The organism is Exiguobacterium sp. 17-1 (genome assembly GCF_023096305.1).
GTDB lineage: Bacteria > Bacillota > Bacilli > Exiguobacteriales > Exiguobacteriaceae > Exiguobacterium_A > Exiguobacterium_A sibiricum_A.
On the sequence record NZ_JALIGJ010000001.1, the window covers coordinates 407,881 to 422,484 of the forward strand.

Here is a 14,604-nt window from a genome sequence, read left to right on the forward strand (position 1 = left end):
ATTATCATGGCAGTAAAAGTTGGTATTAATGGATTTGGACGTATCGGACGTTTGGCACTTCGTCAAATTCTTCAGTTTGACGGAATCGAAGTAGTCGCAATCAATGACCTTACAGACACTAAAATGCTTGCACACCTCTTGAAATATGATACGACTCAAGGTCGTTTCGATGGCGAAGTTGAAGTACACGATGGTTACTTCCTCGTCAACGGTAAAGAAATCAAAACACTTGCTAACCGCAACCCAGAAGAACTCCCATGGGGCGAGCTCGGTGTTGACATCGTTCTCGAATGTACTGGTTTCTTCACAGACAAAGAAAAAGCTGAGCTTCACTTGAAAGCTGGAGCTAAAAAAGTCGTTATCTCAGCACCTGCTACTGGCGACATGAAAACAGTTGTCTTCAACACGAACCACGAAATTCTTGACGGAACTGAAACAGTTATCTCTGGTGCTTCATGTACTACGAACTGTCTCGCGCCAATGGCAAAAGTTCTTCAAGATAACTACGGAATCGTTCAAGGTCTCATGACAACGATCCATGCTTACACTGGCGACCAAAACACACTCGACGCTCCACACCCTAAAGGTGACTTCCGTCGTGCACGTGCAGCGGCAGCTAACATCGTTCCTAACTCAACTGGTGCTGCTAAAGCAATCGGTCTTGTTCTTCCAGAACTTCAAGGTAAACTTGATGGCGCAGCACAACGTGTACCAGTTGCTACAGGTTCACTCACTGAGCTCACAACAGTTCTCGAGAAGAAAGTAACAGTTGAAGAAGTTAACGCGGCGATGAAAGCAGCAGCTAACGAATCTTACGGTTACACTGAAGACGAAATCGTTTCTTCTGACATCGTTGGTATCTCTTACGGATCACTCTTCGATGCAACACAAACGAAAGTCGTTACAGTCGGCGACAAACAACTCGTTAAAACAGTTGCTTGGTACGACAACGAAATGTCTTACACTAGCCAGCTCATTCGCACACTCAAACACTTCGCAGAAATCGCTAAGTAATTCGAGCAATTAAATAGCAATTGAATAAGAGCGGAAACGATACAGTCTCCGCTCTTATTGCGGAAAAAAGTCTGGAGGGGCGCATTAGCCCCTCACTATACGTATGAGACGGAGGACGAATGTATGAATAAGAAATCAATTCGCGATATCGATGTAAAAGGAAAACGCGTGTTTACACGTGTGGACTTCAACGTACCGCTAGAAGACGGCAAAATCACAGATGATACACGCATCCGTGCTGCCCTTCCGACAATCAAACACTTGGTTGACGGTGGAGCGAAAGTCATTCTCGCAAGCCACATGGGACGTCCAAAAGGCGAGAAGAACCCTGAATTCTCACTTGCACCAGTCGTAGCACGCCTCAGCGAACTGCTTGGTAAAGACATCAAGCTCGTTGAAGAAGCATACGGTCCGGTCGCTGAAGAAGCGGTCAGCAAGCTTGAAGAAGGCGATGTCATCGTTCTTGAAAATGTTCGTTTCTACCCAGGTGAAACGAAAAACGATCCTGAACTCGCAGAAGGTTTTGCGAAACTTGCAGACGTTTTCGTCAACGACGCATTCGGTGCAGCTCACCGTGCGCACGCTTCTACAGAAGGAATCGCCCATCATGTCGAGACTGCTGTAGCAGGATTGTTGATTGAAAAAGAACTTCAAGTTCTCGGTAAAGCTCTCTCAAACCCGGATCGTCCGTTTACAGCGATCATCGGTGGTTCGAAAGTCGCTGACAAAATCGGCGTCATCGATCACTTGCTTGATATCGTCGACACGTTGATCATCGGCGGAGGATTATCTTATACATTCCTCAAAGCTCAAGGTTATGAAGTCGGTACGTCACTTCTTGAAGTCGACAAAATCGAACAGGCGAAGGAATTCATGAAAAAAGCAGAAGACAAAGGCGTGAAATTCTTGATGCCGGTTGACTGTGTCATCACGAAGGAATTCGGCGAAGAAACATATGTTGGACCACGCGACATCGACAGTATCCCAGCGGATCACATGTCACTCGATATCGGTCCAAAAACGGTAGAACTGTATGCAGAAGCAATCAAGGCTTCGAAACTTGTTGTCTGGAACGGACCAATGGGTGTGTTCGAACTTGATAAATATGCAAACGGAACAAAAGGTGTCGCTCAAGCATTAGCTGACAGCGATGCATACTCGATCATCGGTGGTGGAGATTCTGCTGCAGCGGCTGAGAAGTTTGGTCTTGCAGATAAAATGAGTCACATTTCAACAGGTGGCGGCGCAAGCCTCGAGTTCATGGAAGGAAAAGCTCTTCCAGGTGTCGAAGCGCTTAACGACAAGTAATCTAAAGTTCACAAGGGAGTGTTTTCAATGCGTAAACCAATTATCGCAGGTAACTGGAAAATGAATCTTACCCTCAAGGATGCTGTGGCATTCGCTGAGGAAGTCAAAGGAACTGTACCCGCTTCTTCGAAAGTCGACGCGGCTGTCTGTGCACCGTCTGTATTCCTTGCACACTTGACAGAAGCGACAGCTGGAACGGACCTGAAAATCGGCGCTCAAAACATGTACGACCAAGAGAGCGGCGCATTCACAGGTGAAATCAGCCCAGTGATGCTCAAAGAACTTGGCGTAACATACGTCGTCCTCGGTCACTCAGAACGTCGTGAGTATTTCGGAGAAACAGATGCGTTCATCAACAGCAAAACGAAAAAAGCATTTGAGCATGGTATCGTGCCAATCGTTTGTGTCGGTGAAACACTCGAAGAACGCGAAGGCGGAAAATTCGAATCAGTCATCCGTGAACAAACAACGAACAGCTTAAAAGGCTTAACAGTCGATCAAGTCAAAAACCTTGTTGTCGCGTATGAGCCTGTCTGGGCAATCGGAACAGGTAAATCTGCAACAGAACAAGACGCACAAGATTCTTGCAAATTCGTTCGCGATGTCATCGCAGCTGAATTCGGTACGGAAGCTGCAGAAGCAGTCCGCATCCAGTACGGCGGCAGTGTCAAACCGGACAACATCAAAGAATATATGGCTCAGCCTGACATCGACGGTGCTTTAGTTGGTGGCGCAAGTCTTGAGACAGGATCGTTCCTCAAACTGTTGGAGGCGATTTAAATGAAAAAACGTCCAGTCGCACTGATCATCCTTGATGGTTTCGGTATGCGTGACGAGGAGTTCGGAAATGCTGTCACGGCAGCAAACAAACCGAACTTCGACCGTTACTGGGAACAGTACCCGCATACGTTGTTGAATGCGCAAGGAGAATACGTCGGTTTGCCTGAAGGACAAATGGGGAACTCAGAAGTGGGTCATTTGAACATCGGTGCAGGTCGCGTCGTCTATCAATCGCTATCCCGAATCAACAATGCCATTAAGGATCGCTCGTTCTTCTCGCGTCAAGCGATGAACGATGCGGCAGGTCACGTGAAGAAATACGGTTCAGCCCTTCATATCTTCGGTCTGGTCTCTGACGGTGGAATCCACAGTCACATCAACCACTTGTATGCGGTGCTTGAATTCGCCAAACTTCACGAAATCGAAAAAGTCTATCTTCATGCCTTCACGGATGGCCGCGATTGTGATCCACAATCAGGAGCCGGCTTCCTTCGTGATGCACAAGCGAAGATGGATGAGTTAAACGTCGGTCAATTCGCAAGTGTCTCTGGTCGTTATTATGCGATGGACCGCGACAACCGCTGGGAACGCGTCAAGAAAGTTTATGACGTCATCACGTTCGCAGACGGTCCGACAACAAAAGACCCAATCGCGATGGTCGAAGCTTCGTACAAAACAGACGTTACAGATGAGTTCATTGAACCAACGGTAGTCGTGCAGGAAGACGGTACTCCAGTAGCACCGATCCACGATAACGATGCGATCATGTTCTTCAACTATCGTCCGGACCGTGCGATTCAGCTCGCCAAGACGTATAAAGAAAAAACAGGCTTCACCGGTTTTGAATTGCCGGACAACGCACCGAAGAACCTGCTGCTCGTCTCCATGACGAAGTACTCGGATGCGATTGATACGGACATCGTCTTCCCACCGGAAGACATCAAAAACACACTCGGTGAAACGTTATCAAAACAAGGCCTTAAACAATTACGGATTGCGGAAACTGAAAAGTACCCGCACGTCACGTTTTTCTTTAACGGTCAACGTGAAGAGCCGTACGAAGGAGAAGATCGGATTCTGATCCCATCTCCAAAGGTCGCGACATACGACTTGAAACCGGAAATGAGTGTCTATGAAGTCACAGAAGCACTCGTTGACGCAATCAACTCGGACAAACATGACGCGATCATCCTCAACTTCGCAAATCCCGATATGGTCGGTCACTCGGGTATGCTCGAGCCGACGAAAAAGGCAATCGAAGCGGTGGATAAATGTCTGGGTCAAGTCGTTGACTTGATTCTCAGCAAAGGTGGCGCAGCCATCATCACAGCCGACCACGGAAACGCGGACAAAGTCCTCAATGCCGATGGCAGCAAGATGACGGCGCACACGACAGAACCTGTTCCATGTATCGTCACGGTCGAGGACGTCGAACTCCTTAAGCCATTGACTGGCGTACTGGCAGACTTGGCACCAACTGTTCTCGATTTACTCGGAGCAGATCAACCGGCAGAAATGACCGGGAAATCGATTGTATTAAAGAAATAATCCCGTCAATCGATCGACTTGTCACTGTCTCACTACAAACTAATCTTTCTCAAACAAAAAGGAGCGAATTTAAATGTCAATGATTACAGAGATTTATGCACGCGAGATTCTTGATTCACGCGGTAACCCAACGGTAGAAGTAGAAGTTTATACAGAAGATGGCGGCTTTGGTCGCGCACTCGTCCCATCAGGCGCATCGACTGGTGAGCACGAAGCAGTTGAGCTTCGCGATGGCGACAAATCACGTTACCTCGGTAAAGGTGTCTTAAAAGCAGTTGACAACGTCAACGAAAAATTAGCACCTGAAATCATCGGTTACGATGTCTTCGACCAAGCTGGAATCGATAAAAAAATGATCGACCTCGACGGTACGAAAAACAAAGGTAACTTCGGTGCCAATGCAATTCTTGGTATCTCAATGGCTGCTGCACGTGCTGCTGCAGATGAGCTTGGTCTTCCACTTTACACGTACCTCGGTGGATTCAACGCGAAAACATTGCCAACTCCAATGATGAACATCATCAACGGTGGATCACACGCTGACAACAACGTTGATTTCCAAGAGTTCATGATCATGCCTGTTGGAGCTCCAACATTCAAAGAAGCTCTTCGTATGGGTGCTGAAATCTTCCACGCGTTGAAATCAGTTCTTAGCGGAATGGGTCTTAACACAGCAGTTGGTGACGAGGGTGGATTCGCTCCAAACTTGAAATCAAACGAAGAAGCAATCACAGTTATCCTTGAAGCAATCGAAAAAGCTGGCTACAAAGCAGGCGAAGATGTTTACCTTGCAATGGACGTCGCTTCTTCTGAGTTCTACGACAAAGCAGCTGGAAAATACAACCTCGCTGGCGAAGGCAAAGTCCTTTCAACAGAAGAGCTTGTTGAATTCTATGCACAACTCGTTGACAAATACCCAATCATCTCAATCGAAGATGGCTGTGACGAAAACGACTGGGATGGCCACAAACTTCTTACAGATCGTATCGGACACAAAGTCCAACTCGTTGGTGATGACTTGTTCGTAACAAACACAGAGAAACTCGCTGAAGGTATCGAAAAAGGCATCGCGAACTCGATCCTCATCAAAGTTAACCAAATCGGTACGTTGACTGAAACATTCGACGCAATCGAAATGGCGAAAAAAGCTGGTTACACAGCAGTCGTTTCTCACCGTTCTGGTGAAACAGAAGATTCAACAATCGCTGACATCGCTGTTGCGACAAACGCTGGTCAAATCAAAACTGGTTCACTTTCACGTACAGACCGTATCGCGAAATACAACCAACTTCTCCGCATCGAAGACATGCTTTCAGATGTTGCTGTCTACGACGGAATCAAATCATTCTACAACCTCAAGAAGTAATTTTGGGTTGATGATTTAAAGTGTATTGTACATTCACTGTACAGCCGATGCCTCCTATTCATACGAATAGGAGGTTTTTTTATATCTATGATCAATTTAGTAAAAGGAATTGAGTTCACTCCAAAATGCAAACGCCGGTTTCTATCGCTCACAATTAGCCGACTTAGTTCTAACCGTTACAAAAATCAAATTTTTAGGACCTTTCTTTTACTACCTGGTCATTAAAATGTTATAGTTATAAATAAGTTTAAGCACAATCATTATAAGGCTTAACTACATTTGAACGGATGAAGGTTCAAAAAACATCTAAAGGAGAAATGATCATGTTAAATTCAGATTTAGATATACGTTTAGAACCACGCATTAAAGAGTTGTATCGACTACATAAGGAGCGCTCAGCCAATATTGACTGGAGTTATCACGAATTTATTCCATGGGACAAGGCGATGTCGTTCAAACGCGTTCCTTGGGAAGAGAGTCAAGTCACGCTTCCGGAAGGTGTCATCGTTGCCGTAGAAACCGCCTTACTGACAGAAGTGAACTTACCTTGGTATACGTCACATTTGGATTACACGTTTAAAAACTCGATGGAAGTCATCAATGATTTCGTCCGCACGTGGACGGCTGAAGAAGACCAGCACTCAAGCTTACTCGAAACGTATTTACTCGTGACACGAAACGTCAATCCGACACGACTGCATCAATTAAGAAGACGCGTCGTTGAAAGCGGCTGGTTCCCGGACTTCACGAATCCTTTAGCAACCATGGCCTATACGTCGTTGCAAGAGCTTGCGACACTCGTTTTCTATAACAACGTAGCGAGAGTGGCAGGAGCGCACGACAAAGACTTGGCGACACTGCTCCGCCGTTTGGCAAAAGATGAAGCCCTTCATTATGCGTTCTACCGCGACACGGTGAAAGCGCACCTTGAGCTCGATCCGAACTTCATCGTGTTCTTTGAAGATGTCATCATCAATTTCTCGATGCCGGGTGCGGTCATGCCGGACTTTACCGAGCGTATGAAGACCATCGCAGTGGATACGAATTACGGACCGCTCCAATACTTTGACCAAGTATTAGATGTCGTCGTGAAATACTGGGATATTGAGAACTTGCAACCGACGACTGAAGAGGCGAAACAATCACAAGCGAATATCATGAAATATCACGGGCGTTTGAAACGAATCAAGGATCGCCAATCAGCAAAAAATAAGATCGATGCATGACGAGGGGAGAATAATGAAAATGACGTGTGAAATATGCGGAAAAGAAACGAATAACCAAGTCAGTTATTTGGAACTGAACACGTGGGAATTCAATTCGTTGAAGACAGAAGAAAAAGACTTTTATCCGATTTGTTACAGCTGTTTTGACAAGCATACGAACGAGTTCATTGATCAAGAAATGGATCTTGAATTGAGAAAAAAACGTTCGCAGATGGTGAATAAAGAAGTCGAGGCAGAAATCGAAGCTATTCTTGAAGTCGAAAATTAAGTAATCTACGGATTGAGTCCACAGTTTCCCGCTTGGCGGGAGGCTGTTTTTTTGCGTTGAGTATGGTTTGACAAAACTAGCCGTTCGTTTGCTTTTCTAAGGTTAGGTGCAAAGGGAGCACGCTTTTTTTCACGCGCTTTCCTCAGGTGAGACACAAGCCAGTTTGTCTGCCTCATTGAGGCAGGCAATCGGGTCTTGTTTGTCTCTGACAGCGCAAGCAGGCTTGCGCTTTTTCCTGTAGGAGTCGCGTGAAATGCGTGATAACAGTTTCATAGGAAAGCAGAAAAACATTCATAGCTCGACTTACTTCTAAGGGAAAAGGAAGCAACGCTTCCGTCAGGAACAGGCGATACCCGGAGATCTGAAAGAAATCCGCGGCTCGCATTCCGCCCTAGAAAAGCGAGCGAATGAATGATTTTTGGTACATATAAAAAAACGAGACCGACTAAACGTCGAATCCCGTAGTATCAAAATAGAATTATACTCCTTAAAATCAATCCTCGATAAACGTAACGAGGTAATGATGGGCAGAATAGAGTGGAGCACGTGTGACGAAGAACTCGGGTAAGTCGACATCGATATCGAGTTCACGTAGTGTCTGTGGATCGAGACACTCCTGGACGAGACGTTTGATATCGCTGAGTAATTCATCGTGCAAGTTTGCTTCCGCTGCGAAGGAACGTTTGGCTTCATCTTTTAACAATAAAACGACTGGAGGAAGACCGCGTAGTAAGTCGACCTGAAGTGGTTGTTCGTTGCGTTGAAAAAAGTCGTTTAAGCAACTGACGACCTTCATTGAATGTTCTTCTTTCATCGGTCGGACCCCCAAAATTTTTTAAGTAGCTGTTACTATCAAGCTATTCCCTAAAGTCAGATAGGATATGCAGACAAACTGGAATCGGTGCATTAACGGATTCAATAACCGGGTACAGAAAGAGGTAGGGGGGATGAATATGCTATTTCGTTATTTATTTTTGGGTATGGACCCCGCGATTGATGACATTCAATTACGAATCATCTATTTTACAGAATTGATTTTCTTTATCGGTCTGTATCAGATTACGAGTCGCTTTTCACGTCAAAGCATGATTCTCGGAACGGTCCTTGGCATCACGGGTCTGATTGCGCTTCTACCGGGAGCCATCTATATTCTGCGGTATAACCCGGAAGATGCAATCATCGACATCACGTTCCTGTTGATTTACTTATTGGAGCCGCTCGCGATTTTAGCATTTCTTGTCGCCTTGTTTCGACGGTTATATCAAAAACACCATCCCAATCACTGAAGAAGTCCGGACAAACGTTGTCGTAACACGTTTGATCGGACTTTTTCGTCTGTCTGAAAAAATAAATAAAATATATTTTGGCAAAAAGGATTGATGTGTAACCGGTTACACAATATGATACATATTGTAAGCGTTATCAAAAGAAAGAGGTGGCGAACATGTCGACCATCCGGGAAGTAGCGAAAGTGGCAAATGTCTCCGTTGCGACCGTCTCACGTGTCATGAATGAGAAGGGGTATGTCAGCGAAAAAGCTAGAATAGCAGTCCTACAAGCGATTAAGCAGCTCGATTACCGACCGAACCGGGTCGCCCGGTCGTTGTTCCAAAAACGATCTGGTCTGATTGGTTTGATTGTCCCTGACATCACCAATCCGTTTTTCCCGCAACTCGCACGGGCTGTGGAAGATATGGCACATCAGCACGGATTTCAGGTGATTTTGTGTAACACGGATGAACAGTTTCAGAAAGAACAAGAATATATTCAGTCACTCGAAGCGATGCATATCGACGGGCTGATCATCACGACGAACTATTCGAACAACCCGAACTATGAAGGAATCGAAGTGCCGATCGTTGCCCTCGACCGTGTCCTGCAAGGAGCGATCCCGACGGTCACATCAAATGGTCATGACGGCGGAAAAAAAGCAGCACAGTTCTTACTCGATCACGGGGCGACTGAACTCGTCGTCATCAGCGGTCCTTCAAAATTACCGACCATTCGCAAGCGGCGTGACGGATTTGAAGAAATCGCAGGTAAACATTTGGTCGCAAGCATCGAGTCGCCGTTCCATTTCCAAGGCGCCCTCGGAGCCGCCAACTACTTATTTGACCATTACGACTGCAACGGGATTTTCGCAGCGAATGATGTCATCGCCGCAGCGACGATTCAAGTCGCGGCCGAGCGGGGAATCGCGATTCCGGATCAATTACAGATCATCGGTTATGACGGAATTGAACTGGGGCAGATGATTTCTCCACCGCTCACGACGATTGCCCAGCCAATCTATCAGATGGGCGAACTGGCGGCGAAGTTATTGATTCAACGGATTGAAGGAAAAGAGATTGCGGCCGTCCATCATGAACTGATGGTCGAAGTCATTGAACGGGAAACAACGAAGCGGAAGGGTGAACAGTCATGAAACAAATCAGTGTAGTCGGAAGTATCTCGATGGATTTGGTCGTCGAAAGCGATCGTCGTCCGTCAGCAGGGGAAACGGTCATCGGATCCGCCTTCCATACCGTACCGGGAGGCAAAGGCGCAAATCAAGCAGTCGCGATTGCCCGGCTTGGCGGTAACGTCGAAATGGTCGGCTGTATCGGCGACGATGCAAACGGCGATGCGATCCGTCAGAACTTCGAAACGGAGCAGGTCGGGACGACGCATTTACAGACGATTGCGAATGAACGGACCGGAACAGCCCACATCACGCTTGCAGAAGGCGACAATTCGATTGTCGTCGTCCAGTCAGCGAACTTGGCGGTCGTTTATGACGAGAGCCAACTCGACAGCTTGCTCGGTCAGACGGACATGATTTTGTTACAGCTCGAGATTCCGCTTCAAACCGTCAAACAGGTGGCGCGTTACGGCAAGACACATGGTATTCCCGTCGTCTTGAATCCGGCGCCAGCCATCGTCCTTGACGACGAGTTGCTCGAAGACGTGACGTACCTGACACCAAACGAACATGAATGCGGCTTGATTTTCGGACAACAGCAGTCACTTGAACATTGGTTAAGCCAATATCCCAATAAATTGATCGTGACGGAAGGCAGCCGGGGCGCCCGCTTTTATGACGGAGACGCGATTGTGACGGTTCCAGCCATCAAGACGGACGTCGTCGATACGACAGGTGCCGGTGATACCTTCAACGGAGCACTTGCTGTCAGCTTGACGGAAGGAACGTCATTGACGGAAGCGATTCGGTTTGCGAACAAGGCAGCCGGTATGTCCGTCCGGGCACTCGGAGCACAAGGCGGAATGCCGACGCGCGAACAGATGGAGGTCGAATCATGAAACGACACGGGATTTTAAACAGTCATATCAGTAAAGTCTTAACGGATCTTGGTCATACGGACATGGTCGTCATCGCTGACTGCGGTCTGCCGATTCCTGCAGGCGTAGAGCGGATCGATTTGGCACTTGAACTCGGGACACCATCGTTCGTTGATGTCGTCCGGATCGTCGCAGACGACATGGCGGTTGAACAGGTGACACTGGCATCGGAAATCAAAGAGGCTAATCCGGTTGCGCTCGAGGCTGTGACGAAGCTTGACGTACCGCAAGATTATGTGTCGCACGAAGCATTCAAAGAATTGACGAAGCAGGCGAAAGTCATCATCCGGACGGGTGAAGCGACACCGTATGCGAACGTCATCTTACACGCCGGCGTCATTTTTTAAGGGGAGGAAGTACGATGCAAATTGAGATGACAGGTATCACAAAAGCGTTTGGTCCCGTTCCCGTCTTGAAGGGAGTCGACTTCACTCTCGCGACCGGTGAGATTCATGCCTTGATGGGAGAGAACGGTGCCGGAAAATCGACACTGATGAAAATTCTGACCGGTGTCCATAAAGCCGATCAAGGAACGATTTTAGTCGACGGAGTCGAACAGCAGTATAAAAATCCGAAACTGGCGGAAGAAGCGGGGATTGCCTTCATCCACCAGGAACTGAACATCTTACCGGACTTAACGGTCACGGAAAATCTGTTTCTCGGACGGGAACTGAAATCCCGCTTCGGTGTTTTGAAGCAGGCGGAAATGAAACGGCTTGCCGAACGCGAACTGGCAGAATTGAACGTCTTCATGGACGTCAATCAGCTCGCCCGGACGTTATCGGTCGGACAACAGCAGATGATTGAGATCGCAAAAGCGTTGATGACGGACGCGAAGGTCATCATCATGGATGAGCCGACGGCCGCTTTGACAGAGCGTGAAATCCGCGCCTTGTTCAGTGTCGCGACGGCATTGCGGGGTCAAGGAGTCTCGATCGTCTATATCTCACACCGAATGGAAGAAATCTTCGAACTGTGTGACCGGATCACGGTGTTACGGGACGGTGTCTCGGTCTCGACCCACCGGATTGCCGACACTTCGTTTGAACAGATCGTCCGCGAAATGGTCGGACGCGAGATGGGCGAACGCTATCCGGAGCGTCAAGTGACACTCGGTCAGACGGTCCTCGAAGTCACCGGGGCGACGGGTAAACGATTCGAGGATGTCTCATTCTCGGTCCGTGCCGGTGAAATCGTCGGCTTTTCTGGCTTGATGGGAGCAGGACGAACAGAAGTCATGCGCGGTTTGTTCGGGGTCGACCGGATGAAAGCAGGGACGATCAGCTTAAACGGCAACGTCGTCAAAATCAAATCACCGCACGATGCGATCAAACAAGGACTCGGCTTCTTAACGGAAGACCGAAAAGGCGAAGGATTGTTCCTCGATTTTTCACTCCGGGAAAACATCTCCTTGCCGACAATCCGGTCGTTATCGAAGTCCGGTGTCATCTCCGATCAATCGGAGCGGCAGTTCGCCGAAGGATATCTCAAGTCGTTATCTGTCCGGCACAGCTCGATGGATCAACCGGCGAAGTCTTTATCAGGCGGGAACCAGCAAAAGGTCGTCCTCGCGAAATGGCTCGGAACCAAACCGGATGTCCTGATTCTCGACGAACCGACACGCGGTGTCGACGTCGGGGCGAAAAAAGAGATTTATATGATTATGAACGAACTGGCCGCATCGGGTGTCGCAATCATCATGATCAGTTCTGATCTGCCGGAAATCCTCGGCATGAGCGACCGCGTCTATGTAATGCGTGAAGGGCAAATGAGCGGCATGCTCAATCAAGAAGAGGCAACGCAAGAGAGTATCATGACGCTTGCGACAGGAGGACAATGACATGGAATTGATGCAAGGGAAACTGACAGAAAAGAAACCGAGACGACTCGGGATTGGTCAAAAGCTCGGTCCGCTCGCCGGACTGTTCGCCATCATTCTCGTCGTCTCGATCATGGAACCGGACTTTTTAACGCTTAATAACTTATTTAACATCTTACGCCAAGTTTCGATCAATGCCTTGATTGCTTTCGGGATGACGTTCGTCATCTTAACGGGCGGGATCGACTTATCGGTCGGTTCGATTCTTGCGTTGTCATCCGCGTTTGTCGCCGGTCTGATGACCGACGGAACGTCCGCGATTCTCGCTGTGCTTGCCGGCTTGATCGTCGGGGCAATCATGGGTGCTTTAAACGGAATGGTCATCTCGCTCGGGAAAGTCGCACCGTTCATCGCGACACTCGCAACGATGACGATCTTCCGCGGTCTGACACTCGTCTATACGGACGGGAAGCCGATTACCGGACTCAGCCAAGGCGGCTGGTTCGAATTATTCGGTCGCGGCTACTTCTGGATCTTCCCGGTCCCGGTCGTGACGATGTTGATTGCCTTTGGCGTCCTGTACTTCATCTTGAAGAAAACGACGTTCGGCCGTTACACGTATGCGATTGGTGGAAACGAAGAAGCTGCAAAACTGATGGGGATTCAAGTCAACAAAGTGAAGATTTTGATCTACTCGCTGTCTGGTTTAATGGCAGCACTCGCTGGAATCATCCTGACGTCGCGTCTCAACTCGGCGCAACCGACAGCCGGAACATCGTACGAACTCGATGCGATCGCAGCGGTCGTCCTTGGTGGAACGAGCTTATCTGGTGGACGCGGTTGGATCGTCGGGACGTTGATCGGTGCCTTGATCATCGGGACACTCAACAACGGACTTAACCTGCTTGGTGTCTCCTCGTTCTTCCAGCTCGTCGTCAAAGGGCTCGTTATCCTGTTCGCGGTACTCGCGGACCGGAAACAAACTACGTGATTTACCATCCAAAAGGAGGATATTGATATGAAAAAACTACTCGCACTCGTCATGATGGCTTTAATGGTGTTCGCAGCGGCTTGTTCGACGGAACAACCGGGCAGTGACACGGAAAAAGAGAAGAAAACAAAAGACTTTAAGATTGGTCTGTCGATTTCGACGCTCAACAACCCGTTCTTTGTTTCACTTAAAGAAGGGGCAGAAAAAGAAGCAAAAGCACAAGGCGCAACATTACAAGTCGCGGATGCACAAGATGATGCGGCCAAACAAGCAAGCGACATCGAAGATATGATTCAAAAGAAAGTTGATCTTATCTTGATCAACCCGACGGATTCAGCAGCAGTCGGTGCGGCAGTTCAAACAGCAAACGATGCTGACATCCCAGTCATCACAGTTGACCGGAATGCAGAAGCCGGCGACGTCATCGCGCACATCGCGTCGGATAACGTAGCAGGTGGGAAACAAGCGGGTGAGTACATGATCGAACTCGTTGGCGACAAAGCGAAAGTCGTTGAACTCGAAGGAATCCCGGGCGCATCTGCAACACGCGACCGCGGCGAAGGCTTCCACGCGGCAGTCGACAGCAAGCTTGACGTCGTCGCGAAACAATCAGCAAACTTCGACCGGGCAAAAGGTCTGTCGGTCATGGAAAACATCCTTCAAAACAACAAAGACATCAAAGCGGTCTTCGCACACAACGATGAAATGGCCCTTGGTGCCGTCGAAGCGTTGAAAGCAGCAGGCATGGAAGATGTAAAAGTCATCGGTTTTGACGCAACAGACGATGCCGTCAAAGCAGTCGAAGATGGTAAGATGGCCGGAACAGTCGCTCAGAAACCGGCTGAAATCGGTAAAACGGGAATCGACACAGCGATCAAACACTTAAAAGGCGAGAAAGTCGAGAAGAACATTCCAGTCGAACTCGATCTCATCAAACAATAATTT

The 14,604-nt window shown here is 48.2% G+C and carries 15 protein-coding genes; 14 read left to right on the forward strand and 1 reads right to left on the reverse strand.

The genetic code is table 11. The features are described from left to right. Positions 1 to 6 precede the first annotated feature (6 nt). From gap to MUN34_RS01985, 7 genes are all read left to right on the forward strand, one after another. Positions 7 to 1,014 (forward strand): type I glyceraldehyde-3-phosphate dehydrogenase, encoded by a 1,008-nt coding sequence (gene gap / locus MUN34_RS01955; RefSeq protein ID WP_012371263.1) that lies wholly within the window; start codon positions 7 to 9, stop codon positions 1,012 to 1,014. A gap of 123 nt (positions 1,015 to 1,137) precedes the next feature. Then, on the forward strand, positions 1,138 to 2,322 hold the full coding sequence (locus tag MUN34_RS01960; RefSeq protein WP_214722103.1) for a phosphoglycerate kinase: 1,185 nt from the start codon (positions 1,138 to 1,140) through the stop codon (positions 2,320 to 2,322). 27 nt (positions 2,323 to 2,349) lie between these two features. After that, positions 2,350 to 3,102, forward strand: a complete 753-nt coding sequence (gene tpiA / locus MUN34_RS01965) for a triose-phosphate isomerase (protein WP_026827585.1) — start codon at positions 2,350 to 2,352, stop codon at positions 3,100 to 3,102. Continuing rightward, positions 3,103 to 4,650 carry a 2,3-bisphosphoglycerate-independent phosphoglycerate mutase gene (gpmI, locus tag MUN34_RS01970; protein ID WP_247856764.1) on the forward strand — a complete coding sequence of 516 codons (1,548 nt, stop codon included), beginning with the start codon at positions 3,103 to 3,105 and terminating at the stop codon, positions 4,648 to 4,650. Positions 4,651 to 4,723: 73 nt separating this feature from the next. Continuing rightward, complete coding sequence (eno, locus tag MUN34_RS01975; protein WP_012371259.1) at positions 4,724 to 6,016, forward strand: phosphopyruvate hydratase; 1,293 nt, start codon at positions 4,724 to 4,726, stop codon at positions 6,014 to 6,016. Between the two features lie 323 nt (positions 6,017 to 6,339). Continuing rightward, positions 6,340 to 7,242 (forward strand): acyl-ACP desaturase, encoded by a 903-nt coding sequence (locus MUN34_RS01980; protein WP_247856765.1) that lies wholly within the window; start codon positions 6,340 to 6,342, stop codon positions 7,240 to 7,242. 13 nt (positions 7,243 to 7,255) lie between these two features. Continuing rightward, on the forward strand, positions 7,256 to 7,510 hold the full coding sequence (locus MUN34_RS01985) for a hypothetical protein (protein ID WP_012371257.1): 255 nt from the start codon (positions 7,256 to 7,258) through the stop codon (positions 7,508 to 7,510). A gap of 493 nt (positions 7,511 to 8,003) precedes the next feature. Here MUN34_RS01985 and MUN34_RS01990 read toward each other — a convergent pair whose 3' ends face one another. Next, on the reverse strand, positions 8,004 to 8,324 hold the full coding sequence (locus MUN34_RS01990) for a hypothetical protein (RefSeq protein ID WP_026832178.1): 321 nt from the start codon (positions 8,322 to 8,324) through the stop codon (positions 8,004 to 8,006). A gap of 139 nt (positions 8,325 to 8,463) precedes the next feature. Here MUN34_RS01990 and MUN34_RS01995 point away from each other — a divergent pair, with 139 nt between their 5' ends. The 7 genes from MUN34_RS01995 to rbsB all read left to right on the forward strand — a co-directional run bounded on the left by MUN34_RS01995 (position 8,464) and on the right by rbsB (position 14,601). After that, complete coding sequence (locus MUN34_RS01995; RefSeq protein ID WP_247856766.1) at positions 8,464 to 8,796, forward strand: hypothetical protein; 333 nt, start codon at positions 8,464 to 8,466, stop codon at positions 8,794 to 8,796. A 158-nt stretch (positions 8,797 to 8,954) separates the two neighbouring features. Further along, positions 8,955 to 9,935 (forward strand): LacI family DNA-binding transcriptional regulator, encoded by a 981-nt coding sequence (locus tag MUN34_RS02000; RefSeq protein WP_247856767.1) that lies wholly within the window; start codon positions 8,955 to 8,957, stop codon positions 9,933 to 9,935. Continuing rightward, positions 9,932 to 10,810 (forward strand): ribokinase, encoded by an 879-nt coding sequence (gene rbsK / locus MUN34_RS02005; protein ID WP_247856768.1) that lies wholly within the window; start codon positions 9,932 to 9,934, stop codon positions 10,808 to 10,810. Before MUN34_RS02000 ends, rbsK begins: the two co-directional genes overlap by 4 nt. Next, positions 10,807 to 11,196 (forward strand): D-ribose pyranase, encoded by a 390-nt coding sequence (gene rbsD / locus MUN34_RS02010; protein WP_026827592.1) that lies wholly within the window; start codon positions 10,807 to 10,809, stop codon positions 11,194 to 11,196. The genes rbsK and rbsD overlap by 4 nt, the downstream gene beginning before the upstream one ends. Positions 11,197 to 11,210: 14 nt before the next feature. After that, positions 11,211 to 12,689 carry a sugar ABC transporter ATP-binding protein gene (locus tag MUN34_RS02015; RefSeq protein ID WP_188004655.1) on the forward strand — a complete coding sequence of 493 codons (1,479 nt, stop codon included), beginning with the start codon at positions 11,211 to 11,213 and terminating at the stop codon, positions 12,687 to 12,689. Position 12,690: 1 nt separating this feature from the next. After that, positions 12,691 to 13,659 (forward strand): ABC transporter permease subunit, encoded by a 969-nt coding sequence (locus MUN34_RS02020; protein ID WP_051525117.1) that lies wholly within the window; start codon positions 12,691 to 12,693, stop codon positions 13,657 to 13,659. 27 nt (positions 13,660 to 13,686) lie between these two features. Beyond that, the gene (gene rbsB, locus MUN34_RS02025; protein ID WP_247856769.1) at positions 13,687 to 14,601 is read left to right on the forward strand and encodes a ribose ABC transporter substrate-binding protein RbsB; all 915 of its coding nucleotides are present in this window, start codon (positions 13,687 to 13,689) and stop codon (positions 14,599 to 14,601) included. Positions 14,602 to 14,604 lie beyond the last annotated feature (3 nt).